Source organism: uncultured Pseudokineococcus sp. (assembly GCF_947495735.1).
Taxonomy (GTDB): Bacteria; Actinomycetota; Actinomycetes; order Actinomycetales; family Quadrisphaeraceae; genus Pseudokineococcus.
Window position 1 is genome coordinate 96,735 of sequence record NZ_CANMAA010000001.1, and the last position, 24,700, is coordinate 121,434.

Annotated in this window: 21 protein-coding genes; 11 read left to right on the forward strand and 10 right to left on the reverse strand. The window is 76.6% G+C overall.

Annotated features, from left to right (window positions below; translation table 11 throughout):
• Positions 1–70 precede the first annotated feature (70 nt).
• Together Q0848_RS00385 and Q0848_RS00390 are read right to left on the reverse strand one after the other, a co-directional pair.
• Positions 71–553 (reverse strand): ATP-binding protein, encoded by a 483-nt coding sequence (locus Q0848_RS00385; protein ID WP_299033189.1) that lies wholly within the window; start codon positions 551–553, stop codon positions 71–73.
• A 197-nt stretch (positions 554–750) separates the two neighbouring features.
• Positions 751–2,766 carry a hypothetical protein gene (locus Q0848_RS00390; protein WP_299033192.1) on the reverse strand — a complete coding sequence of 672 codons (2,016 nt, stop codon included), beginning with the start codon at positions 2,764–2,766 and terminating at the stop codon, positions 751–753.
• Between the two features lie 164 nt (positions 2,767–2,930).
• Between Q0848_RS00390 and Q0848_RS00395 the strand changes: the two genes are divergently transcribed.
• A complete protein-coding gene (locus Q0848_RS00395) occupies positions 2,931–5,015 on the forward strand; it encodes a thioredoxin domain-containing protein (protein WP_299033195.1) in 2,085 nt (694 codons plus the stop codon).
• A gap of 60 nt (positions 5,016–5,075) precedes the next feature.
• Here the strand turns inward: Q0848_RS00395 and Q0848_RS00400 are convergent, their stop codons facing one another.
• Positions 5,076–5,723, reverse strand: coding sequence for a hemolysin III family protein (locus tag Q0848_RS00400; protein WP_366146354.1), 648 nt, complete (start codon positions 5,721–5,723; stop codon positions 5,076–5,078).
• Between the two features lie 419 nt (positions 5,724–6,142).
• Between Q0848_RS00400 and Q0848_RS00405 the strand changes: the two genes are divergently transcribed.
• Together Q0848_RS00405 and Q0848_RS00410 are read left to right on the forward strand one after the other, a co-directional pair.
• The gene (locus Q0848_RS00405) at positions 6,143–6,907 is read left to right on the forward strand and encodes an isoprenyl transferase (RefSeq protein ID WP_299033200.1); all 765 of its coding nucleotides are present in this window, start codon (positions 6,143–6,145) and stop codon (positions 6,905–6,907) included.
• A 507-nt stretch (positions 6,908–7,414) separates the two neighbouring features.
• Positions 7,415–8,143 (forward strand): hypothetical protein, encoded by a 729-nt coding sequence (locus Q0848_RS00410; RefSeq protein ID WP_299033203.1) that lies wholly within the window; start codon positions 7,415–7,417, stop codon positions 8,141–8,143.
• Positions 8,144–8,431: 288 nt separating this feature from the next.
• Here Q0848_RS00410 and Q0848_RS00415 read toward each other — a convergent pair whose 3' ends face one another.
• Entirely contained in the window at positions 8,432–9,871 is a 1,440-nt protein-coding gene (locus Q0848_RS00415) for an aspartate ammonia-lyase (RefSeq protein ID WP_299033206.1), read from the reverse strand.
• A 156-nt stretch (positions 9,872–10,027) separates the two neighbouring features.
• Between Q0848_RS00415 and Q0848_RS00420 the strand changes: the two genes are divergently transcribed.
• The 4 genes from Q0848_RS00420 (at position 10,028) to ugpC (ending at position 14,498) form a co-directional block, all read left to right on the forward strand.
• Positions 10,028–11,368, forward strand: a complete 1,341-nt coding sequence (locus Q0848_RS00420) for an extracellular solute-binding protein (RefSeq protein ID WP_299033209.1) — start codon at positions 10,028–10,030, stop codon at positions 11,366–11,368.
• Between the two features lie 86 nt (positions 11,369–11,454).
• Positions 11,455–12,342 (forward strand): sugar ABC transporter permease, encoded by an 888-nt coding sequence (locus Q0848_RS00425; RefSeq protein ID WP_366146355.1) that lies wholly within the window; start codon positions 11,455–11,457, stop codon positions 12,340–12,342.
• Positions 12,343–12,356: 14 nt separating this feature from the next.
• Positions 12,357–13,190, forward strand: a complete 834-nt coding sequence (locus Q0848_RS00430; RefSeq protein ID WP_299033215.1) for a carbohydrate ABC transporter permease — start codon at positions 12,357–12,359, stop codon at positions 13,188–13,190.
• Between the two features lie 36 nt (positions 13,191–13,226).
• Positions 13,227–14,498: an ABC transporter ATP-binding protein gene (gene ugpC / locus Q0848_RS00435; protein WP_299033217.1), complete on the forward strand. Its 1,272-nt coding sequence runs from the start codon at positions 13,227–13,229 to the stop codon at positions 14,496–14,498.
• Between the two features lie 64 nt (positions 14,499–14,562).
• On the opposite strand, the gene Q0848_RS00440 is transcribed toward ugpC, so the two are convergent.
• Positions 14,563–15,549, reverse strand: coding sequence for a carbohydrate kinase (locus tag Q0848_RS00440; protein ID WP_299033220.1), 987 nt, complete (start codon positions 15,547–15,549; stop codon positions 14,563–14,565).
• Positions 15,546–16,583 (reverse strand): class II fructose-bisphosphatase, encoded by a 1,038-nt coding sequence (gene glpX / locus Q0848_RS00445; protein ID WP_299033225.1) that lies wholly within the window; start codon positions 16,581–16,583, stop codon positions 15,546–15,548. Before glpX ends, Q0848_RS00440 begins: the two co-directional genes overlap by 4 nt.
• On the opposite strand from glpX, the gene Q0848_RS00450 reads away from it, so the two are divergent.
• Positions 16,483–17,463 carry a DUF4245 domain-containing protein gene (locus tag Q0848_RS00450; RefSeq protein ID WP_299033228.1) on the forward strand — a complete coding sequence of 327 codons (981 nt, stop codon included), beginning with the start codon at positions 16,483–16,485 and terminating at the stop codon, positions 17,461–17,463. The two genes, glpX and Q0848_RS00450, sit on opposite strands and share 101 nt — an antisense overlap.
• A gap of 49 nt (positions 17,464–17,512) precedes the next feature.
• Here the strand turns inward: Q0848_RS00450 and Q0848_RS00455 are convergent, their stop codons facing one another.
• The 3 genes from Q0848_RS00455 to xseA all read right to left on the reverse strand — a co-directional run bounded on the left by Q0848_RS00455 (position 17,513) and on the right by xseA (position 19,685).
• Positions 17,513–18,088, reverse strand: a complete 576-nt coding sequence (locus tag Q0848_RS00455; RefSeq protein ID WP_299033232.1) for a DUF1802 family protein — start codon at positions 18,086–18,088, stop codon at positions 17,513–17,515.
• A gap of 1 nt (position 18,089) precedes the next feature.
• The gene (locus Q0848_RS00460) at positions 18,090–18,347 is read right to left on the reverse strand and encodes an exodeoxyribonuclease VII small subunit (protein ID WP_299033235.1); all 258 of its coding nucleotides are present in this window, start codon (positions 18,345–18,347) and stop codon (positions 18,090–18,092) included.
• An 81-nt stretch (positions 18,348–18,428) separates the two neighbouring features.
• Entirely contained in the window at positions 18,429–19,685 is a 1,257-nt protein-coding gene (gene xseA, locus Q0848_RS00465; RefSeq protein ID WP_366146356.1) for an exodeoxyribonuclease VII large subunit, read from the reverse strand.
• 491 nt (positions 19,686–20,176) lie between these two features.
• Here xseA and Q0848_RS00470 point away from each other — a divergent pair, with 491 nt between their 5' ends.
• Positions 20,177–21,187: a 4-hydroxy-3-methylbut-2-enyl diphosphate reductase gene (locus Q0848_RS00470; RefSeq protein ID WP_366146357.1), complete on the forward strand. Its 1,011-nt coding sequence runs from the start codon at positions 20,177–20,179 to the stop codon at positions 21,185–21,187.
• 67 nt (positions 21,188–21,254) lie between these two features.
• On the opposite strand, the gene Q0848_RS00475 is transcribed toward Q0848_RS00470, so the two are convergent.
• Entirely contained in the window at positions 21,255–22,508 is a 1,254-nt protein-coding gene (locus Q0848_RS00475; RefSeq protein ID WP_299033244.1) for a DNA recombination protein RmuC, read from the reverse strand.
• Positions 22,509–22,652: 144 nt separating this feature from the next.
• On the opposite strand from Q0848_RS00475, the gene Q0848_RS00480 reads away from it, so the two are divergent.
• Both Q0848_RS00480 and ychF read left to right on the forward strand, forming a co-directional pair.
• Complete coding sequence (locus Q0848_RS00480) at positions 22,653–23,273, forward strand: bifunctional 2-polyprenyl-6-hydroxyphenol methylase/3-demethylubiquinol 3-O-methyltransferase UbiG (protein WP_299033246.1); 621 nt, start codon at positions 22,653–22,655, stop codon at positions 23,271–23,273.
• A gap of 77 nt (positions 23,274–23,350) precedes the next feature.
• On the forward strand, positions 23,351–24,436 hold the full coding sequence (ychF, locus tag Q0848_RS00485; protein ID WP_299033248.1) for a redox-regulated ATPase YchF: 1,086 nt from the start codon (positions 23,351–23,353) through the stop codon (positions 24,434–24,436).
• Positions 24,437–24,700: the final 264 nt, after the last annotated feature.

Genomic DNA, 24,700 nt, shown 5'->3' on the forward strand with positions numbered 1-24,700 from the left:
GCGCGCTGCCGCGACGGTCGGGTCGGCCGGCTCAGACGTGCGGGCACCGCCCGACGTCGTCGAGCGGAGGTCAGAGGACCGGGACCGCCGCGGCCGCGCGGGCGTCGGTGTCGGGGCCGTCGAGGGCGAAGCGCGCCCAGACGTGCTTGACGCCGGTGTCGGCGTACCAGCCGACGCCGTCGGCGAGGCGGGACGTGAGGTGCATGCCGAAGCCGCCCTCGCCGAGCGCCCGCGCCACGGCGAGCTCGGGGGAGGTGTCCGCGGCCGCGTCGGTCACGTCGACGACGAAGGCCCGGGCGTCGTCGACGAGGAGCCGGACGGTGCTCGGGGGCGCGCCGTGCCGCAGCGCGTTCGTCGCGAGCTCGCTGACCACCAGGACGACGCGGTCCTTGAGGTCGGCCAGGCCCGGGGACTCGACCTCTCCGCGCTGCAGGAGCTCGGAGTGCAGCGAGCGGCGGATGCGGGCCAGGTCGTCGGACGTGGCCAGGTCCCAGGTGGTGACCTCGGCGAAGCCGGCGGGCGGGCGCGCGCTCGCACTCAGCGCCTCTGCCACGAGCACCTCCAGCACGTCTGGGTGGGCGGGACGGACCCCGGCCTGCGGGAGCCCGCACGACCCGGCGACCGGAAGGGCCGTCCGGGTCCGACGGGGGAGACGCTACGACCCCTGGTGCCCGTGCGCGCGACCGGAGCCGCGACGCGCCGAGGACGCCTCCCGGTGGTGGGCGTCCCGAGCGCCGCCCGGAGCCGCCGTCACCCGGCGAGGTGGTGGGCGAGGACGGCGGCGGCGAGCGCGACGTGCACGACCGCCGCGAGGGCGACCACGGGGTCGGGGCGCAGCCCGGGGCCGGCGGGAGCATCTCGGGCGTCACGTCGCCAGCGCTCGGCGAGGCCCGCGGCGCGGGCCGCCCCGAGGCCCGCGGGCGGTCGGCCGCCGACGGCCTCGAGGTCCCCGTCGGCGTCGACGCCGAGGGCCAGGACGACCTCCCCGTCCACGACCCGGGCGCCGACGACGTCGGACCAGGCCAGGCGCCGCACGAGCCCGGCGTCCCGCACGAGCACGCCCTCCTGCTCGCAGCGCACCCGGGCGCGGGAGGCCGCCAGGCCGCCCAGGGCCGGCACGCCGAGGGCGAGGAAGGGCCACAGGACGTCGAGGACGCCCGCGCCGCCCTCCTCCACCAGCGGGTCCAGGGCGAGCCAGACCGCCACGGGCACCAGCAGCAGGGACAGGGCCAGGAGGCGCCGGCGGCGGGGGAGCGACAGGTCGAGGCGGTCGAGGGGCCCCGCCGCGGTGAGCAGCGGACCGCTGCCGGGCAGCGGGGCGACGGGGCGACCCGGGAGGCCGTGCCGGTCGAGCCCCTCGCCGTCGGCGAGGACCGCGCCGTCGGGGGAGGCGGCGAACCCCTCGGCCCACTCCCGGTCGGAGGGGGACATCGGTGCGAGGGCGCCGCACGGCACGAGCACGAGGTCCGCCGTGACGGCGAGCGCCACCCCGCCCAGGTGCGGGTCGCCGACCAGGACGGTGGGCTCGGCCGCCTCGAGGTCGTCGGCGGCCTCGTCGTCGAGGAGGTCGGGGTCCGCGTCGCCGCGCCACGCGGCCGCGAAGCCCCTCTGCTCGGCCGCGCCGAGCGGGTCGTCGTCCTCGTCGGGGGCGACCGCCTCCCGGAGCCGCGTGTCGGCCCAGGCGCCGTGCCGGGCGAGGCCCACGCCGTCGAGCACCTCGTCCACCGGGGTGGTCCGCGCGACGGGCAGGCGCAGCCCCAGCTCCGGGAGGAGGACGGCGGCGCCGCTCTCGGCGGGCACGGACGTGGTGCGCCACAGCCGGCCGCCGTCGCGCAGCAGCGCACGTCGCCGTCGCAGCACCCGGGCCCGCGACGCCGCGAGGGGGAGCCCGAGCGCCAGGGCGGCCGCGGCCAGGAGCAGCCAGCCGCTCTCCTCCTCCGGCTCGCCGTCCAGGCTCACCCAGGGCTCGGGCCCGCTCAGGTCGACGAGGGCGGGCAGGCGGTCGCCGGGGGAGTGGTCGAGGGGCTCGTAGGTGTCGTCGAGGACGACGGTCTGCCCCCCGGGGAGCTCGACCTCGACCAGCCAGTCCCAGTCGTCGACGGCCACGACCTCGACGACGGCGGGCTCCGCCACGGCGAGGTGCTCCGCGAGGCGCGCCTGCTGGGCGGTCCACCAGCCGCCGAGGGCGACGGCGGCGAGAAGGGCCGCGACCGCCAGCAGGTCGGTGACCACGAGCCCGCGGACGGCGAGCACCTCGCGTCCGCGCACCGGCAGGACGCCCGTGGCGGCCCTCGTCGGGAGGGCTGCCCCGAGCCCGCGCCGCGCGGCCCGCGAGCGGACGGCCAGGACCGCGCCGGCGAGCCCCGCGGCGACCTGCACGGCGGGGGCCAGCAGCACCAGCAGCAGCGGGTCGCCGACCTCGTAGGAGACCAGGGCGTAGGCGGCGCCGGAGGCCGCGGCGAGCGGCAGGCCGACGACGGGGACGACCCAGGCGAGCGCCGTCGAGGCCAGGAGGAGCCCCTCCAGCACGGCGACCGGCCCGGGCCACGTGCACGGGTCCGCCGGGGAGCACGGCGCGGACACCTCGGTCCAGATGACGGCGTCGGCGACCACCGCGGCGGTGAGCAGCGCCGGCAGGACCACGCGCAGCACCCACCAGGTGGACGCGTCCGCCGCCGCACCCGCCGGTGCCCGCGACGCCGAGGCGAGGAGGGCCTCGTGGTCGGCGAAGGGCCCTGGGCCCGCCTCGTGCACCGCTGCGGACACGTCGCCTCCTCCTGCGCGACCCCGCGGCGGCGCAGTCGCAGCATCGGCACGGCGGGGCCCCGCCGTCGCCCGTCCGCGCGGCGTCACCCGATCGGGTGATGAGGGCGCAGGGGCGGCGTGCGGCCCGGACCGCGCCCGGGCGCCGCCGGCGGCACCATGACCCCATGCCGAACCGCCTCGCGGCCTCGACCAGCCCCTACCTCCTGCAGCACGCGGACAACTCCGTCGACTGGTGGGAGTGGGGGCCGCAGGCCTTCGCCGAGGCGCGCCGGCGCGACGTCCCGGTGCTCGTCTCGGTCGGGTACGCGGCCTGCCACTGGTGCCACGTGATGGCGCACGAGTCGTTCGAGGACGCCGACGTCGCGCGGCAGCTGGACGAGGGCTTCGTCGCCGTGAAGGTCGACCGCGAGGAGCGCCCCGACGTCGACGCCGCGCTCATGCGCGCCACGACGGCGCTGACGGGCCAGGGCGGCTGGCCGATGACCGTCCTGTGCACCCCGGACGGCGAGCCCTTCCACGCCGGCACCTACTACCCGCCCGTGCCGCACCCGCAGCGGCCGAGCTTCCGCCAGCTGCTCACCGCGGTGAGCGAGGCGTGGACGACGCGCCGCGAGGAGGTCGTCGGGCAGAGCGCCCGCATCACCGCGGCCCTGGCCGAGCGCGCCTCGGCCGCCGTCGGCCCCGCCGGCGACGGGGGGCCGCCCGACGCGGACGCGCTCCCGGGCGCGGTCCGGGCGCTGCTCGCCGAGGAGGACGAGGTGCACGGCGGTCTGGGCGCAGCACCCAAGTTCCCGCCGTCGGCGGTGTGCCTGTGGCTGCTGCGCCACGCCGCGACGGACGCGCCGACGGCCCAGGACGCCCTCGGTCTGGCGAGCCGCACGCTCGCGGCGATGGCCCGCTCCGGCACCTACGACCAGGTCGCCGGGGGCTTCGCGCGCTACGCGACCGACGCCGCGTGGGTGGTGCCCCACTTCGAGAAGATGCTCTACGACAACGCCCAGCTCGCCCGGGCCTACCTGCACTGGTGGCGCCTGACGGGCGAGGCGACCGGCGCCCGCGTCGCGGAGGAGACCTGCGACTGGGTGCTCGCCGCGCTGCGCACGCCCGAGGGCGGCCTCGCGTCCTCCCTGGACGCCGACACCGAGGTCCAGGGGCGCGGCGTCGAGGGCGCCACCTCCGTGTGGACGCCGGCGCAGCTCACCGAGGTGCTCGGGCCCGACGACGGCGCGTGGGCCGCCGAGCTGCTGGGCGTCACCGAGGCGGGGACGTTCGAGCACGGCTCCTCGACGGCGCAGCTCACCCGCGACGTCTGGCGCGACGCCGGCGAGGCGGCGCGCTGGACCGACGTCCGGGGGCGCCTGCGCGCCGCCCGGGCGCAGCGGCCCCAGCCCGGCCGCGACGACAAGGTCGTGCTCGCGTGGAACGGCCTCGCCCTGGCGGCGCTCGCGGAGGCCGGCGTCCTGCTCGAGCGGCCCGACCTGCTCGCCGCGGCCGTGCGGTGCGCGGACCTGCTGCTGGCCGTGCACCTCGACGACGACGGCCGCTGGCGGCGCACGTCCCGCGACGGCCGCGCGGGGCCCTCCTACGCGGTGCTCGAGGACCTCGGCGACCTCGCCGAGGGGCTGCTCGCGCTGCACGCCGCCACGGGCGACCCCGCGTGGGCCGAGACCGCCGAGGCGCTGTGCGCCGAGGTGCTCGCCGAGCACGTGGACGAGGGCGGTGGGCTGGCGGACGTGCCGGCGTCCTCCGACGACGAGGTCCTCGCGCGCCTCGGCCGCGCCGCCGACCCCACCGACGGCGCCGCGCCCTCCGGCACGAGCGCCGCGGCGGGCGCGCTCCTGTCGGTCTCCGCGCTGACCGGGTCGGAGCAGCTGCGGGCGGCGGCCGAGCGCGCTCTCGCGCCGGCCGGGGCGCTCGCGCGCACCGCGCCGCGGTTCGCGGGTTGGGGGCTGGCCGTGGCGGAGGCGCTCCTGGACGGGCCGCGCGAGGTCGCGGTCGTCGGCACCGGGGCCGCCGACGACCCGAGGGGGCGGGCGGCGGCGGACGCGATGCACCGGACCGCGCTGGCGGGCACCGCTCCCGGGCTCGTGGTCAGCCGGGGGCGCCCGGGTGCCGACCAGCCGCCGCTGCTGCGCGGCCGGGGCCTCGTGGACGGCCGGGCCACCGCCTACGTGTGCCACGGGCACGTCTGCGACGCGCCCACCACCGACGAGGAGGTGCTCGCGGCGGCCGTCGGCGCCCGCCGCTGAGGCGCCGGCCCGCCGGGGCCCGCGACCGGCGGGCCCCGGCGCCGGTCGCCGCCGGAGGGGTCAGGCCCCCGGCAGCTGCCCGCTGTGCAGGGCGAGGGAGACGGCGACGTAGTGGCAGGTGAAGGCCACGACGGTCAGGGCGTGGAAGATCTCGTGGAAGCCGAAGTAGCGCGGGCTCGGGTCCGGGCGCTTGAGGCCGTAGACCACGGCCCCGGCGGTGTACAGCAGGCCGCCGACGGCGATGAGCACGAGCACCGCCGTGCCGCCGCCCTCGAGGAACTGGGGCAGGAAGGCCACGGCCACCCAGCCCATGGCCAGGTACGCCGGCACGTACAGCCAGCGCGGGGCCCCGACCCAGAAGATCCGGAAGGCGATGCCGGCGAGCGCGGACAGCCACGCCACGAGCAGCAGCAGGCGCTGGGGGCCGGGCTCCAGGAGCAGCACGGCGAAGGGCGTGTACGTGCCCGCGATGATCAGGAAGATGTTCGAGTGGTCGAACCGCTTGAGCACGCCCTGCGCGCGGGGCGACCACGAGCCCCGGTGGTAGAGCGCGCTGATGCCGAAGAGCATCGCGGCCGTCAGGCCGAAGACCGCCATCGCCCACCGGCTCGCGGTGGTCGGCGCCAGCGCCACCCCCACGACGCCGGCGGCCAGCACGAGCGGGAACATCCCCAGGTGCAGCCATCCGCGCAGGAGGGGCTTGACCACCCGGACGCCGCCGCCGGTCCGCTCGCCGTCGTGGTCGACGTCGCCGGGCCCCTCGCCGCGGGTAGACGGGTCCGCCGACCGCACGTCCTCGCTCCCGGGCGCCACCGAGGAGCCCGTCCGCGTCCTGCCTGAGCGCGCCTCGTCCACGTCGTCCTCCTGAGCCCGTCTGCTGGAGCCCCCGCCGCACCGGCGCGGGCGCCCGTCGTGCTCCGAGGAGACGACCCGTCGAGCGTAGACGTGACGGGGACGCCGTCGCCGCGCGAGCGGCGGGCGGCGGGCGGCGGGCGGGCCCGGCGCCGATCGGCGCCCCGGCGCGGAGGTCTGGGGCGAGGAGCCGGGTGGAGGGGCCGGGCGGGGTGGCCGGGTGAGGGAGTGGTGCGCGTCCGTCGTCACAGCCGGTGAGGAGTAGCGTGCCCGCCGTGGCCCTGCGCGACCTCCTGTACCGGGCCTACGAGCGGCGGCTGGTCACCGCTGTCGGCCGCAGCCCCGAGACCCCCCACCACGTCGGCGTGATCCTCGACGGCAACCGGCGGTGGGCGCGGCAGTCCGGGCTGGCGGCGCACGCGGGACACCGCCGCGGGGCCGACAAGATCATCGACTTCCTCGGCTGGTGCGAGGACGCCGGCGTGGGCGTCGTCACCCTCTACCTGCTCTCGACCGACAACCTGCGCCGGGACCCCGACGAGGTCGCCGAGCTCCTCGGCATCATCGAGGACGCCGTGCTGGGCCTCGTCGGCACGGGACGCTGGCGCGTGCACCCCATCGGAGCCCTGCACCTCCTCCCGCCGGGCAGCGCGGAGCGGCTGGCGGCCGCCGCGGCGACCACGCGCGACGAGGGCGGCCTGCACGTCAACGTCGCCATCGGCTATGGCGGCCGCCAGGAGATCGCCGACGCCGTGCGCTCCCTGCTCCACGAGGGCGCGGCCGCCGGGCGCACGCTCGAGGAGCTCGTGGACGACGTCACGGTCGACTCCATCGCCGAGCACCTCTACACCAAGGGCCAGCCGGACCCGGACCTCGTCATCCGCACCTCGGGCGAGCAGCGGCTCTCCGGCTTCCTGCTCTGGCAGAGCGCGCACAGCGAGTTCTACTTCTGCGAGGCGCTGTGGCCGGACTTCCGCCGCGTGGACCTGCTCCGCGCCCTGCGGGCCTACGCCGCCCGCGAGCGCCGCTACGGCTCCTGACGCCCTCCCGCCACCTCGCCGTCCCCCAGCCGCTCGAGCGCGGCGTCCTGCTCGCCGCGCCCTCCCGGGACCGGGAGGGGCGGCCGTGCGGTGCGGACCCACGACGTCGCCCCGCGCGACCTGCGCGTCGGCCGCCGCGACGCCGTCGTCCAGGCGCTGGAGGGCCGGTCGCGGTCTCGTCGGCTGCAGTTCCGCGCCTTCCCGGGAGGTCACGGAGGGTCAGCACGCGAGGGATGCCGCGACGTGGCCGGCGTCGACGTGGCTCGCTCGCAGCGGCTTCTGCTCACGCTGCGTGGCTCCGCCGACGGCGCAGAGGGCGCGTGCGCACGCACCGCGTTTTGACCCGTGACCGTTTCGTGATGCACGGTGGCCTCCGCGGCGCCACCAGGGCGCCTCCGAGGGAGAGCAGCTCAGCCCGTGGGACGTCACCGCCAGACCGACACCGCACCGGGGCAGCGACGCCACCGACCGACCTCCTCCCGCGCACGCCACGCCGCGGCGCACGCGGTGGGCCGCACCCGCGGGGTGCTGCCGGGCCGCACCGGGCGGGTGGCGACCGCCGTCCTGCTGAGCGCCGGCGTCGTCGCGGCGGCCACGGGCGCCGTGACGGCGTCGAGCCCGGCGGTGAGCGCGGGCGGGTCGACAACCGCGCTCGTCCGGGCGGCGGAGCCGGTCCCCGTGGACGCGGCGGACCTGCCCTCGGACACCACGGCCGACCTGCGCTCCGAGCGGGCCCGGGCGAGCGCCCACCACGAGCAGGTCCGGGCCGAGCGGGCTGCCGAGGCCGCTCGGCTGGTCGCCGAGCGGGAGGCCGCCGAGCGCGCCGCCGCGGAGGAGGCCCAGCGCCGCGCCGACGAGGAGGCCGCGGCTCGGGCTGCGGAGGAGGCGCAGGCCGAGCGCGCGGCGGAGGCCGAGGCGGTCAGCCGCAGCGCCCAGCGCGACCCCCGCTCCGTCGCCGCGGCCATGGTCGCCGACCGCGGCTGGAGCTCGGAGCAGATGTCCTGCCTCGACTCGCTGTGGACCAAGGAGAGCGGGTGGCAGTGGGACGCCGACAACCCCACCTCCAGCGCCTACGGCATCCCCCAGTCCCTGCCGGGGGACAAGATGGCCAGCGCCGGCGCCGACTGGGAGACCAACCCCGCCACCCAGATCCGCTGGGGCCTCGGCTACATCGAGGACGTCTACGGCACCCCCTGCGGGGCCTGGAGCCACAGCCAGGCGAACGACTGGTACTGAGCCCGCTCCAGCGCGGAGCCCGCACCCGCATCCCTCGCCCGCACCTCGTCGGCACTTCGCCGTCGGGGACGGCTCTCGCGCGCACCTCGTCGGCACTTCGCCGTCGGGGACGGCTCTCGCGCGCACCTCGTCGGCACTTCGCCGTCGACGCGCGGTCCGTCGCGGCACGATGGCGACGACGTGCGGGACAGCTGACCCGGGGAGCACGCGACGGAGCCCGCCACCCCGGGTCGGGGGTGGCGGGCTCCGTCGTGCGGCCGAGCGGCGTCAGCGCTGGGCCGAGCGGCGTCAGCGCTGGGGCGGGCGCGTCATCGCCAGGACGTCGAGGGCGCTGTCCAGCTGGTCCTCGGTGAGCTCGCCGCGCTCCACGAAGCCGAGGGCGACGACGGCCTCGCGCACCGTGACGCTGTGCGCGACAGCGTGCTTGGCGACCTTCGCGGCCGCCTCGTAGCCGATGACCCGGTTGAGCGGGGTGACGATGGACGGCGAGGACTCGGCCAGCGCGCGAGCCCGCTCCTCGTCGGCCTCCAGGCCCTCCACCGTCCTGTCGGCGAGCAGGCGGGACCCGTTGGCCAGCAGCGTGATCGACTCCAGCACGTTGCGCGCCATCACGGGGATGCCGACGTTCAGCTCGAAGGAGCCGCTGGCCCCCGCCCACGCTGTGGCGGCGTCGTTGCCGACGACCTGCGCGCACACCATGAGCACGGCCTCCGGGACGACCGGGTTCACCTTGCCCGGCATGATCGAGCTGCCCGGCTGCAGGTCGGGGATGCGCAGCTCGCCCAGGCCGGTGTTGGGGCCGGAGCCCATCCAGCGCAGGTCGTTGCAGATCTTCGTGAGGCTCACGGCGACCGAGCGCAGCGCGCCGGAGAGCTCGACGAGGCCGTCGCGCGCGCCCTGCGCCTCGAAGTGGTCGGGGGCCTCGGTGACCGGCAGCCCGGTGTCCTGCGCGAGCAGCTCGATGACGCGCTGCGGGAACCCGGCCGGGGTGTTGATGCCCGTGCCCGTGGCCGTGCCGCCGAGGGGGACCTCCGCGGTGCGGGGCAGGGCGGCCCGCACGCGATCGGCGCCGTAGCGGACCTGCTGGGCGTAGCCGCCGAACTCCTGGCCGAGCGTGACCGGCGTGGCGTCCATGAGGTGGGTGCGCCCGGCCTTGACGACACCGGCCCACAGCTCGGCCTTGCGCCGCAGCGCGGCCTCGAGGTGCTCGAGCGCCGGCAGGAGCTGGTGCACGACACCGGTCGTGGCGGCCACGTGCACCGAGGTGGGGAAGACGTCGTTGGAGGACTGCGAGGCGTTGACGTGGTCGTTCGGGTGGACGTCGCGCCCGAGGCGCCGGGTCGCCAGCGTCGCCAGCACCTCGTTGGTGTTCATGTTCGACGACGTCCCGGAGCCGGTCTGGAAGACGTCGACGGGGAACTGGTCGTCGTGGGCGCCGGAGGCGACCTCGTCGGCCGCCGAGGCGATCGCGTCGGCGACGTCGCGGTCCAGCACGCCGAGCTCGGCGTTGGCCAGGGCGGCGGCCTTCTTGATGCGCGCCAGCGCCTCGACGTGGGTGCGCGAGAGCGTCGTCCCGCTGAGGGGGAAGTTCTCCACCGCCCGCTGGGTCTGGGCGCGGTAGAGCGCGGCGGCGGGGACGAGGACCTCGCCCATCGTGTCGTGCTCGACCCGGAACTCGGAGGAGGAGCCCTCGGGCGCACCGCTGCTGGTCGTGGGGGTGTCCGTCATGGCCGACATGGTGCCGTGCGCGCCGGGCGGCGCGCAGCCGCGCCGCGCGGAGGCGCCGACCGGGCGGGGTCCCGGGCGCGGCGAGGCCTTGCCGCGCCGGGGGAGGAGGTCCAGAGTGAGCGCCCGAGCCTCGCTTCGACGACGAAGGAGCCCGCCGTGCACCCACGCGCGCCCGCACCACCACCGTGCCGGAGGAGGTCGAGCCGCGTCGCCGCGGCCTCGCTCGCCGCGCTGCTGTCCGGGACGCTGCTCGCGTCCTGCGGCTCCGAGGGCGGCGAGACCACCGAGGCCGGGGTGCCCGTCCTCAACTGGTACATCAACCCGGACTCGGGCGGGCAGCAGGAGATCGCGCGCCGCTGCAGCGAGGAGAACGCCGACCGCTACGTGCTCGACGTGCAGATCCTCCCCAGCACCCCTCAGGGGCAGCGCGAGCAGCTGGTCCGCCGGCTCGTCGCCGGGGACTCGGCCGTGGACCTCATGAGCCTCGACCCGCCCTTCATCCCCGAGTTCAGCGAGGCCGGCTTCTTCGCCCCGATCCCGCCCGAGGTGGAGGAGGCGGTCACGGAGGGGGTCCTCGACGGCGCCCTGCAGGGGGCGACGTACGGCGGCGAGCTCGTCACGGTGCCGTTCTGGGCCAACACCCAGCTCCTCTGGTACCGGAAGTCGGTCGCCGAGGAGGCCGGGCTCGACATGAGCCGCCCCGTGACCTGGGACCAGCTCATCGACGCCGCCGAGCAGACCGGCACCACGCTCGCCGTGCAGGGACGGGCCGCGGAGTCGATGACCGTCTGGGTCAACGCCCTCGTGGTCTCCCAGGGCGGCGAGGTCCTCGCGAACCCCGAGGCCCCGGCCAGCGAGATCGACGTGGAGCTCGCCAGCCCGGAGGGCCGGGAGGCCGCCGCGATCATGCAGCGGATCGCCGACGCCGGCATCGGGGGCCCGCAGCTGTCCACCGCCGACGAGGACGCCTCGGCCGCGCTCTTCGAGTCCGACGCCGGCGGCTTCATGGTCAACTGGCCGTACGTCTGGGCGCGCGGCCAGACGCTCGTCGAGGGCGGGGGCCTGGACCAGTCGGTGGTCGACGACTACGGGTGGACGCTGTACCCGCGCGTGGACCCGGACCTCGAGCCCGCGACGCCGTACGGGGGCGTCAACCTCGGCGTGGGCGCCTTCGCGGACGACCCCGACCTCGCCTACGAGGCCGCGCAGTGCATCGCCTCCGTGGAGAACCAGACCTACTACTTCCTCACGAACGGCAACCCGCCCTCGAACGCCGCGGCCTTCGACGACGAGAGCCTGCTGGAGGACTACCCGATGGCGCCCACCATCCAGGAGTCGACGCAGCTGGCCGCGCCCCGGCCGCAGACGCCGTTCTACGACGTCGTCTCGACCGGCATCCAGCGCACCTGGCGCCCGCAGTCCGCTGACCCCGAGACGACGCCGGAGACCTCGACCGAGCTCATCACCGAGGTGCTGCGCGGGGAGGCCCTGCTGTGAGCGCGACGCGGGAGGAGCGGGCGGCCGTCGACCCCCGCCCGGAGGGCACCGGCGACCGCCGGCCCCGCCGGGCGGGGAAGAAGGCCCTGAGCGACCGCGCGAGGGGCGAGCGCAACCTCGGGTGGATCCTCGTCGCCCCGGCCTTCCTCGTGATGCTGGGCGTCGTCGCCTACCCGATGGTGCTGGCCGCGTACGACTCCCTCTTCAGCTACCGGCTCACGGCGCCGGACGACCGGACGTTCGTCGGGCTGCAGAACTACGTCACCATCCTCGGCGACCCGCTGTGGTGGCGCGCCTTCTCCACGACGGCCCTCATCACGGTCATCACCGTGGCGGTCGAGCTGGTCATCGGCTTCGCCCTCGCGATGGTCATGCACCGGGCGCTGAAGACGCTGCGACCGGTGCTCCGCACCGCGATCCTCATCCCGTACGCGGTCATCACCGTCGTCTCCGCCTTCGCGTGGTTCTACGCGTTCGACCTCAACGGCGGCTTCGTCAACCAGTGGCTGCCCTTCGTCGAGGACGACTTCAACTGGTTCGCCAGCCGCGGCAGCTCCCTCGTCGTCATCATGCTCTCGGAGATCTGGAAGACGACGCCGTTCATCTCCCTGCTGCTGCTCGCGGGCCTGGCGCAGGTCCCCGAGGACCTGCAGGAGGCGGCGCGCGTCGACGGCGCGACGTTCTGGGAGCGCCTGCGCAGGGTCACCATCCCGAACATGAAGGCCGCCATCATGGTGGCGCTGCTGTTCCGGACCCTCGACGCGGTGCGCATCTTCGACAACGTCTTCATCATGACGGCCGGCACGAACGGCACCGAGACGCTGGCCTTCCTGGCCTACCGGCAGACCATCCAGCGGCAGGAGGTCGGGCTCGGCTCGGCCATCTCCGTGCTCCTGTTCCTGCTGGTGGTGCTCATCGCCGTGACCTTCGTCAAGGTGTTCAAGGTCGACCTGTCCCGGCAGAGGGGTGACTGACCGTGGGTGTCCGCATGTCGACCGGCGAGAAGGTGCTGTGGTGGGTGGCCGGGCTGGCCATCGTCGTCTACGCGCTCTTCCCCGTGGTCTGGATCCTGTCGCTGAGCCTGAAGAGCAACGCCGGCCTCACGGAGAACCGGTTCTGGCCCTCGGAGGTGACGTGGAGCAACTACCAGCTCATCCTGACCGGGGACGCCTCGGACCTCTTCCTGCCGGCCCTGCGCAACTCCATCGGCATCGCGCTCATCGCCACGCTGATCGCGGTGGTCCTGGCGACGCTGACGGCCTACGCCGTCTCGCGCCTGCAGTTCCCCGGCAAGAAGCTGCTCCTGACGACGGCGCTCGCGGTGGCCATCTTCCCGGTCATCTCGATCGTCACGCCGCTGTTCAACATCTGGCGGACGATCGGGCTCTACGACACCTGGCCGGGGCTGATCATCCCCTACCTCGCGGTGACGCTCCCGCTGGCGATCTGGACGCTGTCGGCCTTCTTCCGCGAGATCCCGTGGGACATGGAGCAGGCCGCGCAGGTGGACGGGGCCACCACCTGGCAGGCCTTCACCAAGGTCATCGTCCCGCTGGCGGTGCCGGGCGTCTTCACCACGGCGATCATCGCCTTCTTCCTCGCCTGGAACGACTTCGTGTTCGGCATCTCGCTCACCTCGACGGACGCCTCGCGCCCGGTGCCGGCGGCGCTCGCCTTCTTCACCGGCGCCTCGCAGTTCGAGGAGCCCACCGGGGCGACCTCGGCGGCGGCCGTCGTCGTCACCATCCCCGTCGTCATCATCGTCCTCGTCTTCCAGCGGCGGATCGTCGCCGGGCTGACGAACGGCGCCGTCAAGGGCTGACGCCCGCACCGCCAGCCCAGACCGAAGGAGAGCGCCATGGCCGCCATCACCCTCGACCGCATCGTCAAGAAGTACGGGGACGGCTTCCCGGCCGTCAACGACGTGAGCCTCGACATCAAGGACGGGGAGTTCGTCATCCTCGTCGGCCCCTCTGGCTGCGGGAAGTCCACGCTGCTGCGGATGATCGTCGGGCTGGAGGACATCACCGACGGCGACCTGAGCATCGGCGGGACGCGGGTCAACGACAAGGCGCCGCGCGACCGCAACCTGGCGATGGTCTTCCAGAACTACGCCCTCTACCCGCACCTGTCCGTCTTCGAGAACATCGCCTTCCCCCTGCGCCTGGCCAAGGGCAAGCACTCCGACGACGAGGTGCGACGGCGCGTCGACGAGGCCGCGGACCTGCTCGAGCTGCGCGACCACCTCGAGCGCAAGCCGGCCAACCTCTCCGGCGGCCAGCGCCAGCGCGTGGCGATGGGGAGGGCGATCGTGCGCCAGGCGGACGCCTTCCTCTTCGACGAGCCGCTGTCCAACCTCGACGCCAAGCTGCGCGGCCAGATGCGCACCGAGATCGCCCGCATGCAGCGGCGCCTGGGGACGACGACGGTCTACGTCACCCACGACCAGACGGAGGCCATGACGCTCGGCGACCGCGTGGCGGTGCTGCGCAAGGGCGAGCTGCAGCAGGTGGCCAGCCCGCGCGAGCTCTACGAGGAGCCGGTCAACCTCTTCGTCGCCGGGTTCATCGGCTCCCCGCCGATGAACTTCCTGCCCGCGCAGCTGGAGGGGACGACCCTGTCGCTGCCCTTCGGGGCGGTGGAGATCACCCCGGACGTCGCCGAGCGGGCGCGCGGCGCGGAGTTCCTCATCGCGGGCCTGCGACCGGAGCACGTGGAGGACTCCGAGACGCTGGAGGGGCCGCGCCGCGACCGCGGGGTCACCTTCGACGTCGACGTCGACGTCACCGAGTGGCTGGGCAACGAGCTGTACGCCTACGTCCCCTTCAGCCCCGACGAGCGGGTGGCCGCCAAGCTCGCCGAGCTCGACAAGGAGCTGGACGGGGAGAGCATGCGCCACCAGATGGTGGTCACGCTCGACGCGCGCAGCCGGGTCCGCGACGGCGACCGCGCGCGCCTGTGGTTCGACCCGGCGAGCCTGCACCTGTTCGACCCGTCGTCGGGCCTGAGCCTCACCCGCGACGAGGACAGGGCGCGGGAGATCCAGGTCGACTCCGAGGCGATGCGGCAGCAGGCCCTCGAGCGCTCCCGGGCGCACGCCGAGGCCGTCGGCCAGGGCGCGCCGGCCTGAGGCCGGGCCGCGGCGAGCGGGTCGGGTGACCGGCCCGCTCGCCGCCGCCGGCCGGCGGGCCGGGTCAGCCGCGACCGAGCTCCTCGCGGGTCGGGGGGTCGGCGCCGGGGCGCGACACCGTGACGGCGGCCACCTCCGCGGCGGCGGCGACGCAGGCGGTCAGCACCTCGGTGCCCACCCGGGCGAGCGCCTCCCGGCGGTCCGCGCCCAGCAGGTCGGCCGACCAGAGCGCGTCGACGAGCCCGCCGGTGAAGGAGTCGCCGGCCCCGACGGTGTCGGCGACGTCGACGGCGAGCCCCGGCTGGTCGACCTCGCCGGCGGCGCACAGGGCGAGGGAGCCCTCCCCGCCGCGGGTGAGGACCACGAGGGCCGGGCCGAGGCCCAGCCACGAGCGGGCCGTCTCCTCCGGCGCCCGGTCGGGGAAGAGCCACTCGGCGTCCTCGGCGCTCATCTTGACGACGTCGGCGGTGCCGACGAGCGCCTCGACGCCGGCGCGCACCTCCTCCGCGGGGCCGATGATCGTCGGCCGGAGGTTGGGGTCGTACACGACGGTCGTCGTGGGGCGCAGCGCCTCGAGCAGCCGGGCCACCTGGGCGCCGCCGGGCTCCAGGGCCGTGCCGAGGGAGCCGGTGGCGACCACGAGCGGCCGGCGGCCGTCCAGCGGGGCGAGCACCTCGTCGACGACGTCCACCGGCAGGGACCACTCCAGGTCGAACTCGTACCGGGCGCCCCCGTCGGCGCCCACGTGCGCCTGCGCCGTGGACGTGCGGACGCCCTCGGCGGCCGGCAGCAGCGGGGCGGCGAGCTCGACGCCGGAGGCGCGCAGGTGCTCGAGCACGCGGCGGCCGCGCTCGTCGTCCACGAGGCGCGTCAGCAGCCGCGCGGGCCGCCCCAGCCGGCCGAGGCCGAGCGCGACGTTCGCGGGGCTGCCGCCCGGGTGCTCCCGCGTGGTGCCGCCCGCATGGACGACGTCCACGAGGGCCTCGCCGACCACCAGGGCCGCGGCCCCGCCCCCGGCGCGCCCGGGCGCCGTCGGTGCTGCCGCGCTCACGACGCGGGGGCCCGGCGGACGACGTCGGCGGCGTAGGCCTGGAGCTTGGCGACCTTGTGCTCGCTCTCGACGACGCGGACGGTGCCGGACTTCGAGCGCATGACCAGGCTCTGGGTGCGCACGACGCCGGGCTCGTAGCGCACCCCCCGGACCAGCTCGCCGTCGGTGATGCCCGTGGCGACGAAGTAGCAGTTGTCGCCGCGCACCAGGTCGTCGGTGCCCAGGACCCGGTCCAGGTCGTGCCCGGCGTCGAGGGCGCGCTGGCGCTCGTCGTCGTCGGTCGGCCACAGCCGCCCCTGCAGGGAGCCGCCCAGCGCCTTGAGCGCGCAGGCGGCGATGATGCCCTCCGGCGTCCCCCCGATGCCGAGCATGAGGTCGATGCCCGTCCCGGACCGCGCCGCCATGATCGCGCCGGCCACGTCGCCGTCGGTGATGATCTTGGCGCGCGCCCCGGCCTCGCGGACGTCGTCGAGCAGCTGGGCGTGCCGCGGCCGGTCGAGGACGACGACGGTGACGTCCTCCGGCCTCAGCCCCTTGGCCTTCGCGACGAGCCGGACGTTCTCCTTCACGGGCAGCCGGATGTCGACCACGTCGGCGGCCTCGGGCCCCGTCGCCAGCTTGTCCATGTAGAAGACCGCGCTGGGGTCGTACATGGCCCCGCGCTCGGCGACGGCGAGCACGGCCACGGCGTTCGGCATGCCCTGGGCCGTCAGCCGGGTCCCGTCGACGGGGTCGACCGCGACGTCGCACTCGGCGCCCGTCCCGTCGCCGACCTCCTCGCCGTTGAAGAGCATGGGCGCCTCGTCCTTCTCGCCCTCGCCGATCACCACCGTGCCCTGCATGGCCACCGTGCTGATGAACCGGCGCATGGCGTTGACGGCGGCGCCGTCCGCGCTCTCCTTGTCGCCGCGGCCCACCCACCGGCCGGCGGCCATGGCCGCGGCCTCGGTCACCCGGACCAGCTCCAGGCCGAGGTTCCGGTCGGGGGAGTGCTGGTCGACGACCAGCGAGGCGGGCAGGGAGCTCTGCGTCATCGGTGGTCTCCGTCGTCGCGCGGTGGACCGGCGGCGGGCAGCGCCACCGGGCGCGGCGAGCGTAGCGGCGAGGGGGGTGGTGGGCGGCTGGCGCGACCGGCTGCCGGACGAGGGGTGCGTCACGTCACCGGGGCGGGAGCGCCGCGCCCGGCGGAGCGGGGGCACCCCGCACGAGCGCTCGCCGAGGAGCGGCGATGATGGGCGCGTGAGCACGCCTGCGCCCGAGCCCGGCCGGTCAGCCGGGTCTCCCGCCGGGTCCCCCGTCGGGGCGCCGCCCGACCGCGCGCGAGGCACCTCCGGGGAGCGCCCGCCCCAGCCCCCGCCGCGGCGCCCGCGCCCGCGGCAGGCGGCGCGCGACATGGTCATCTCCCTCGCGGTCGTCATCGGCTGCGTCGCCGTCGTCCTGCTGTTCCTGCCGCGCCCCGGCGCGGTCGAGCAGCCCCCGACCGACGTGGCGGGGGCTGCGGCCGGTGCCCGCGAGCGCGTCGACTTCCCCGTGCCCGTCCCGGCGGTCCCGGACGGGTGGACGCCCAACGCGGCCCGCCTGGACCCGGGGCCGGACGGGGTGCCCACCTGGGACGTCGGCTGGGTGACGCCCTCGGACCAGTACGCGGGGCTGCGGGTGGCCGGGGACGCGACCGACCGCTGGCTGCGCGACGTCACGCGGAGCGGTGAGCTCGAGGGCGTCCAGGACGTCGGCGGGCAGGAGTGGGACGTCTACTCGCGGGAGCCCCAGCGCCGCTCCGAGCCGCCGTTCCGGGCGCTCGTCCGCGAGCAGGACGGCGTGACGACCGCCGTCCTCGGCACCGCGGACGTCCCCGAGCTCATCGAGCTGGCCGACGCGGCGCAGAGCCCCGCGGCGCTCGAGCCGCCCGCCTGAGGAGCGCCGCCTCCGCCCGTCTCCGTCGGGCGTCCTGGCGGTGTCGCCGTCAGCCGACGGCGGCGCGCACGGCGTCCACCGCGGCGAGCAGGCGGTCGTCGTCCAGCGCGGGGGCGGTCGACGGCGCCGCGGCCAGCTCGGGTCCGAGGTCCAGCTCCACCCAGCTCGAGCACCCGCGGTGCTCGGGCCGCCGGGGCACCACCTGCGGCTCGGGCAGCGCGCGGGCGCGCACGACGACGGCGGTCAGGCGGTGGCGCGGGCGGAAGTCGAGCCGGCCCCGGACCGACTCCTGCGTCCACACGTGCAGCGGGCTGAGCGCGGACAGGCCCTCGGGGCGCGCCACGGGCAGGGCCTCGACCACCTCCAGCGCGCAGCGCACGACCACGCGCTCGTCCGTGGAGTCCTCCGCGCCGCCGGCGAGCAGGTCCCGGTGCTCGGGGCGCACGGCCTCGGCGTGGCTGTGGGCCACCGTCGGGAACAGCAGGAAGCGGGGGGCGCCGACCGTGAACCGGCGCTCGTGGACGCCGCCCCCGCGCAGCAGCAGGCACTGGCGCCCGGCCAGCAGCGCTCGGCCGACGGCGCCCCACTCCTTCAGCGCGGTCGCGCCCGGGGCGGTGGGGTCCACCTCAGCGCTCGTCCCCGCGCTCGGCGACGACCTCGTCGAGGCGGCGGCGGGCGCCGTCGAGGTGCTCCTCGCACCGCGTGGCCAGCGCCTCGCCGCGCTCCCAGAGCGCGAGCGAGCGCTCCAGCGGCGCGCCGCCCGCCTCCAGCGCCGCGACGACCCGCACGAGCTCGTCGCGGGCCTGCTCGTAGCCGAGGGCCGACGGGGCGGGGCCCAGGTCGCCCGCGGCGCCGGGCGTCGAGGAGGAGTCGTCACCAGCCATGCGGCGAGCCTAGGCGCGCCCGCCGGTGGGCCGTCGCCCCCGCGGCGGGGGCGAGGTGCGGCCCCGTCGGCCGAGGGGCCCTCAGGCGAAGGGGTCCAGGACCCGCCCGTCGGCGTCGACCTGGGCCTCGACGCCGACGACGAGCTCGCCGGACGCGAGGCGCACGCGCAGCTGGTCGCCCGGGTCGGCCTCCAGGGCGTCGCGCAGGACGTGGCCGTCCGCGTCCTGCACCACGGCGTAGCCGCGCTCCAGCGTCGACGCCGGCGAGAGCGTGCGGACGGCGCGCCGCAGCCCGGCCACCTCCGCGACCTCACGCTCCAGGCGGCCCGCGAGCGCCCGCCGGGCCCGGGCCCGGGCCGCGCCCACGGCCTCCCGGCGCTCGGCCAGGCCGCGGCCGGGCTCGGCGAGCGCGGGGCGGGCGCGCAGCGAGCGCAGCTGCGCCGCCTCGGCCTCGAGCCGGGAGCCCAGTGCGCGCCTCAGCCGGTCGCGGGACGCCGCGACGCCGGCGAGCTCCTCGGCCACGGCGGGCACGACGCGCCGACCGGCGTCGGTGGGCGTGGACGCCCGCACGTCCGCCACGAGGTCGAGCAGGGGGGAGTCCACCTCGTGGCCGATGGCGCTGACGACGGGCGTGCGGCACGCCGCCACGGCTCGCACCAGGGCCTCGTTGCTGAAGGGCAGCAGGTCCTCCAGCGACCCGCCGCCGCGGGCGACCACGAGGACGTCGACCTCCTCGGCCGCGTCCAGCTCGGCGACGGCGCGGCTGACCTGCGCGACCGCGTCGACGCCCTGCACGACGACCTCGCGGACCTCGAACCGGACGCCGGGCCACCGGGCCCGCGCCGTCACGACGACGTCGTGCTCGGCCGCGCTGGCGCGGCCGCAGACGAGGCCGACGACGCGCGGCAGGAAGGGCAGGGGCTTCTTGCGCCCGGGGGCGAAGAGCCCCTCGGCGGCGAGCACCTGCTTGAGCGCCTCGACGCGGGCGAGCAGCTCGCCCGCGCCGACCGGGCGGATGGCGTCGGCCCGCATCTGCAGGCTCCCGCGCCGCGCCCAGAACTCCGGCGTCGCCCGGACGACGACCCGGGCGCCCTCGACGAGGGAGGGCCCGAGGGCGTCGAGGACGCGGACCGAGGTCGTCACGGACAGGGACATGTCCACGTCGGCGTCGCGCAGCACGCAGAAGGCGGTGGCCTGCCCCGGCCGGCGGGTCACCTGCACCAGCTGGCCCTCGACCCAGACGGTCGACATCCGCCCGACGTAGTCGCTGATCTTGGCCGACAGCAGGCGCACCGGCCAGGGCTGCTCGGCGGTCGTCGCGGCGGCGGTCGCCGGCAGCTGGCGCGGGCGGTCCTCGCCCGCGGGTCCGTCCCCGCCACCCGCGCCGGGGCGTGCCGCCGGGCTCGGTCGGCTCGGCTGCTCGCTCACGCGGGCGACCCTACGCAGCGGCTGCGCGGGCCCGGGCGCGTGACCGCACCGCTCACGGGTGAGCCGCCGTCCGCTCCCCCGGGGAGCGCCTCGGAGAGGCGAGCCGCCGTCCACTCGCCCCGGGAGCTCCTCGACGGGGCGAGCCGGCGGCGGCCCTGCCTGCGAGGGACGCCGGCACCGCCGGTGCGCGACGGGTCGCCCCGGGGCCCGCTGCGTACTGTGGGTGCGTGACTCCCGCCCACCGCCCCGACCCGTCCGCCGCACGCACCGCCCCCGCTCAGCCGGGCCCGGTGGACGGCGGCGACTCGCCGACCGGCGACGAGGCGGACGGGCCCACCGCGCCCGGGGACGCCCGCGCCGAGGAGCAGATCGCCGAGCACGGCGCGTCGTCCTCGCCCGACGTGGCCGGGGTGGCCGACGCGGCTGCCGGCGGCGCCCGCTCCGGCGGGTCGGGCAAGCGGGTCCTGCTGGCCGCCCCCCGCGGCTACTGCGCCGGGGTGGACCGCGCCGTCATCGCGGTCGAGAAGGCGCTCGAGCACTACGGGGCGCCGGTCTACGTGCGCAAGGAGATCGTCCACAACAAGCACGTCGTCGCGACGCTGTCCGAGCGGGGCGCCGTCTTCGTGGACGAGACCGACCAGGTCCCCGAGGGCGCCACCGTCATCTTCTCCGCGCACGGGGTCTCGCCCGCCGTGCACGAGTCGGCGGCGCAGCGGCAGCTGAAGACGATCGACGCCACGTGCCCCCTGGTGACCAAGGTGCACAAGGAGGCCGTCCGCTTCGCCAAGGACGACTACGACATCCTCCTCGTCGGCCACGAGGGCCACGAGGAGGTCGAGGGCACCGCCGGCGAGGCGCCGCAGCACGTGCAGCTCGTCGACGGCCCCGAGTCCGTGGACGCCGTCACCGTGCGCGACCCCGAGAAGGTCATCTGGCTGAGCCAGACGACGCTGTCGGTCGACGAGACGATGCAGACGGTCGAGCGGCTGCGCGAGCGCTTCCCGACGCTGCAGGACCCGCCCAGCGATGACATCTGCTACGCCACGCAGAACCGCCAGGTGGCGGTCAAGAAGATCGCCCCGAGCTGCGACCTGCTGGTCGTCGTCGGGTCGGCCAACTCCTCCAACTCCGTCCGCCTCGTCGAGGTGGGCCTGCAGCACGGCGCGGCGGCCTCCTACCGCGTCGACCACAAGGGCGAGATGGACGAGTCGTGGCTGGACGGCGTCTCCACCGTCGGCGTGACGTCCGGCGCCTCGGTGCCGGAGATCCTCGTGACCGACCTGCTCGCCTGGCTCGCCGAGCGCGGCTACGGCGACGTCGAGGAGGTGCGCACAGCCTCGGAGGACCTGCTCTTCTCCCTGCCCCGCGAGCTGCGCGCCGACCTCAAGGCCACCTCCGCCGCGAAGCACTGAGGAGCCCGGCGGGAGCGCGCAGGAGCCCGGCAGCACCGGGACGGCGGGCACCGGCTCGCACCGGTGCTCAGCCGGCCCGGCGGTCCTGGGCGCCGCCGGAGGCCTCTCGGGCGAGCCGCTCCGGGCGGTGCTCGCCCGCGTCGGTGAGCAGCTCCGGCGCCGTGAGCGGCCGCGGGGCGTCGACGAGAGGCTCGACCTCGGGGATGTCGTCGTCGACCAGCCCCATCTCCGCCAGGCGCCGCGCCGAGACCAGGACGCGGCGCTCCAGCGTCCCGACGAGCCCGTTGTAGTCCTCCACGGCGCGGTGCAGCGAGCGCCCGAGGGCGCTGGCGCCGCGACCCAGCCCGCCGAGGCGGCGGTGCAGCTCGCGACCGGTCTCCAGCAGGGCCCGCGCGCTGCCGGCGAGGGCGTCCTGCTGCCACGTCAGGGCCACCGTGCGCAGCAGCGCCAGGAGCGTCGTCGGGGTGGCGAGGACGACGCCGCGCCCCATCGCGTGCTCCAGCAGGGCGGGGTCGGCCTCGCAGGCGGCCGCGAGGAAGGACTCCCCGGGCACGAAGCACACGACGAGCTCGGGGGAGGGCTCGAAGGCCTCCCAGTACCGCTTGGCGGCCAGGTCGTCGACGTGGCCCCGCAGCGCCTTCGCGTGGGCGGCCGCGGCGGCGTGCTGGCGCCGGGCCGCGGCCCCCGGGTCCTCCCCGGCCCGCGCGGCCTGGGCCGCCTCGAGGAACGCGGCCAGCGGCGCCTTGGCGTCGACGACGACGCTCTTGCCGCCCGGCAGCCGGACGACGGCGTCGGGGCGCACCCGCTCCCCGTCGGGGCGGGTGGCCGTGACCTGCCGCTCGACGTCGACCCGCTCCAGCATGCCGGCGTGCTCGACGACGCGGCGCAGCTGCACCTCGCCCCACGCGCCCCGGGCGCTCGGGCTGCGCAGCGCCCCCGCCAGGGCTGTCGTCTCGGTGCGCAGCGCCTCGCCCGAGCGGCGCACGCCCTCGAGCTGCGCCTCCAGGCGGCCCACCTGCGCCGCGCGCTCGGCCTCCAGGGCACCGACCGTGCGCTCCACCCGCGCGAGGCTGCTGGTGAGGGGGGCCAGGCCCAGCGCCAGCTCGTGCTCGTCCTCGCGCGCCGCCTCGGCCGCCGCGACCCGCTCCCGCGCGGCGTCGCGCTCCGCGACGGCGCGCGCCAGGGCGAGCTCGGCGTCCCGGCGGCCGTCCAGGGCGCCGCGGCGCACCCCGGCGCGGTGCCCGGCCCACGCCGCGCCGCCGACGAGCGCCAGGAGGACCAGCGACGCCACGAGGGCCGGCGCCAGCGCGGAGGTCGTCATGCGGCGGAGCGTGGCACCGACCCCCGACATCGCCGCGTCCCGTCGCGCGTGTCGCCGCGCTCGTCCTCGGAGGACGTCTCGGGGGCGTGCCGTCGCCCGTCCGCCCGGGAGCGGCGCCGGCGACGTCGCTGGCAGAGTGCCGGTGTGCGAGCAGAGGACCCGTCGAGCGCCGAGGCCCTCCCCGCCAACCGCTGGCTCGCCGAGACCGGGGGCACCCGCGGGCCGGAGTACGCGGCGCGGTTCGCCGAGCTGGCCGGGGCGGGGGAGGACGTGCACGGCGAGGCCGCCGCCGTCGACGCGCTGCTGCCCCGGCGGGCCCGCGTCCTGGACGCCGGGTGCGGCACCGGGCGGGTGGCGAGCGAGCTCGCCCGGCGCGGGCACCTCGTCACCGGGGTGGACCTCGACGCCTCGATGCTCGAGGAGGCGCGCCGGGCCGACCCCGCCGGGCGCTGGGTGCTCGGGGACCTGCTCGAGGTGGCCCCCGAGGAGGTCGGCGCGCCCCTGGACGCCGTCGTCCTCGCCGGCAACGTCGTCGTCTACCTCACCCCCGGCACCGAGGGGGACGTCCTGACCCGGCTCGCGGGGTGGCTCGTGCCCGGGGGCCTGCTCGTCGCGGGGTTCGCCGCCGACCGCCACGTCGCGCCCGAGGACCTCGCGGGCTGGTGCGCCGCCGCCGGCCTGGAGCCCGTCGACTCCTGGGGCGGGTGGGGCGGGGAGCCCGCGGGTGGGGACTACAGCGTCCAGGTCCACCGCCGCCGGCGGTGAGAGCACTGAGCGCACTGGGCGCCCTGAGCGCCTCGAGCGCACCGACCACCCCGGTCGCCCCGTAGGCTCCTGTTCCCGTGGCTCTCACCCTCGGCATCGTCGGACTGCCCAACGTCGGCAAGTCGACCCTCTTCAACGCCCTCACCCGCAACGACGTGCTCGCGGCGAACTACCCGTTCGCGACGATCGAGCCCAACGTCGGCGTGGTCCCGCTCCCGGACCCCCGGCTGCAGGTCCTCGCGGGGATCTCCGGCAGCGAGAAGGTCCTGCCCGCGACCGTGTCCTTCGTCGACATCGCCGGCATCGTCAAGGGCGCCAGCGAGGGGGAGGGGCTGGGCAACAAGTTCCTCGCGACGATCCGCGAGGCCGACGCCATCTGCCAGGTCGTGCGGGTGTTCTCCGACCCGGACGTCGTCCACGTCGACGGGCGCGTGGACCCGGCCTCCGACATGGAGACCGTCGCCACCGAGCTCGTCCTCGCCGACCTCCAGACCCTCGAGCGCGCGCTCCCGCGCCTGGAGAAGGAGGTCAAGGGCAAGAGGGCCGACCCGGCGGTGCTGGCCGCCGCGCAGGCGGCCGTCGCCGTCCTCGAGCGGGGCACGGCGCTCTCGCAGGGCGCCGCCGACGCCGGCGTGGAGCTCGAGCACCTGCGCGACCTCACGCTGCTGACCACCAAGCCCTTCGTCTACGTCTTCAACACCGACGAGGCGGGGCTGGCCGACACCGCCCGCCGGGCCGAGCTCGAGGCGCTGGTGGCCCCCGCGGGCTGCGTGTTCCTCGACGCGGCCGTCGAGTCCGAGCTCGTGGAGCTGGACCCCGAGGACGCCGCCGAGCTGCTGGCCTCGACGGGCCAGACCGAGTCCGGCCTGGACCAGCTGGCCCGGGTCGGCTTCGAGACGCTGGGCCTGCAGACGTACCTGACGACGGGGCCGAAGGAGTCCCGCGCCTGGACCATCCGCCGCGGGTGGACGGCGCCGCAGGCGGCCGGCGTCATCCACACCGACTTCCAGCGCGGCTTCATCAAGGCCGAGGTCGTCTCCTACGCCGACCTCGTCGACGCCGGCTCGCACGCCGAGGCCAAGGCGCGCGGACGCGTCCGCATCGAGGGCAAGGACTACGTGATGGCCGACGGCGACGTCGTGGAGTTCCGCTTCAACGTCTGACGGCCGCTGCTCCCGGGGTGCTCGGGCCCGTTCCGAGGGGGTGGGACCGGACCGCCCGGGGCGGGCCCGGCTGCGCCGGTCCCGTGCGGGTGGATCCCAGGTGACGTCCAGGTGGCCCGGAGATGACGACCCCCGGGCGCCCCGCGCGGTCACGGGCAGGTCTCGTTCTGGTCTCAACACCTCTCGAGTGCGGAGGGCCGTGCTCCGGCGGCCCCCCGACGTGCTTATCGTCTGCGCCAGCCAGGGTGCCCAGCGCGCTCGAGG

Coding starts and splice junctions, on each gene's coding strand:
- Q0848_RS00395 (WP_299033195.1), top strand. CDS start 2,931: ATGCCGAACCGCCTCGCGGCCTCGACCAGCCCCTACCTCCTGCAGCAC.
- Q0848_RS00475 (WP_299033244.1), bottom strand. CDS start 22,508: ATGACGACCTCCGCGCTGGCGCCGGCCCTCGTGGCGTCGCTGGTCCTC.
- Q0848_RS00415 (WP_299033206.1), bottom strand. CDS start 9,871: ATGACGGACACCCCCACGACCAGCAGCGGTGCGCCCGAGGGCTCCTCC.
- glpX (WP_299033225.1), bottom strand. CDS start 16,583: ATGACGCAGAGCTCCCTGCCCGCCTCGCTGGTCGTCGACCAGCACTCC.
- Q0848_RS00460 (WP_299033235.1), bottom strand. CDS start 18,347: ATGGCTGGTGACGACTCCTCCTCGACGCCCGGCGCCGCGGGCGACCTG.
- Q0848_RS00450 (WP_299033228.1), top strand. CDS start 16,483: ATGGCCGCGGCCTCGGTCACCCGGACCAGCTCCAGGCCGAGGTTCCGG.
- Q0848_RS00430 (WP_299033215.1), top strand. CDS start 12,357: ATGTCGACCGGCGAGAAGGTGCTGTGGTGGGTGGCCGGGCTGGCCATC.
- ugpC (WP_299033217.1), top strand. CDS start 13,227: ATGGCCGCCATCACCCTCGACCGCATCGTCAAGAAGTACGGGGACGGC.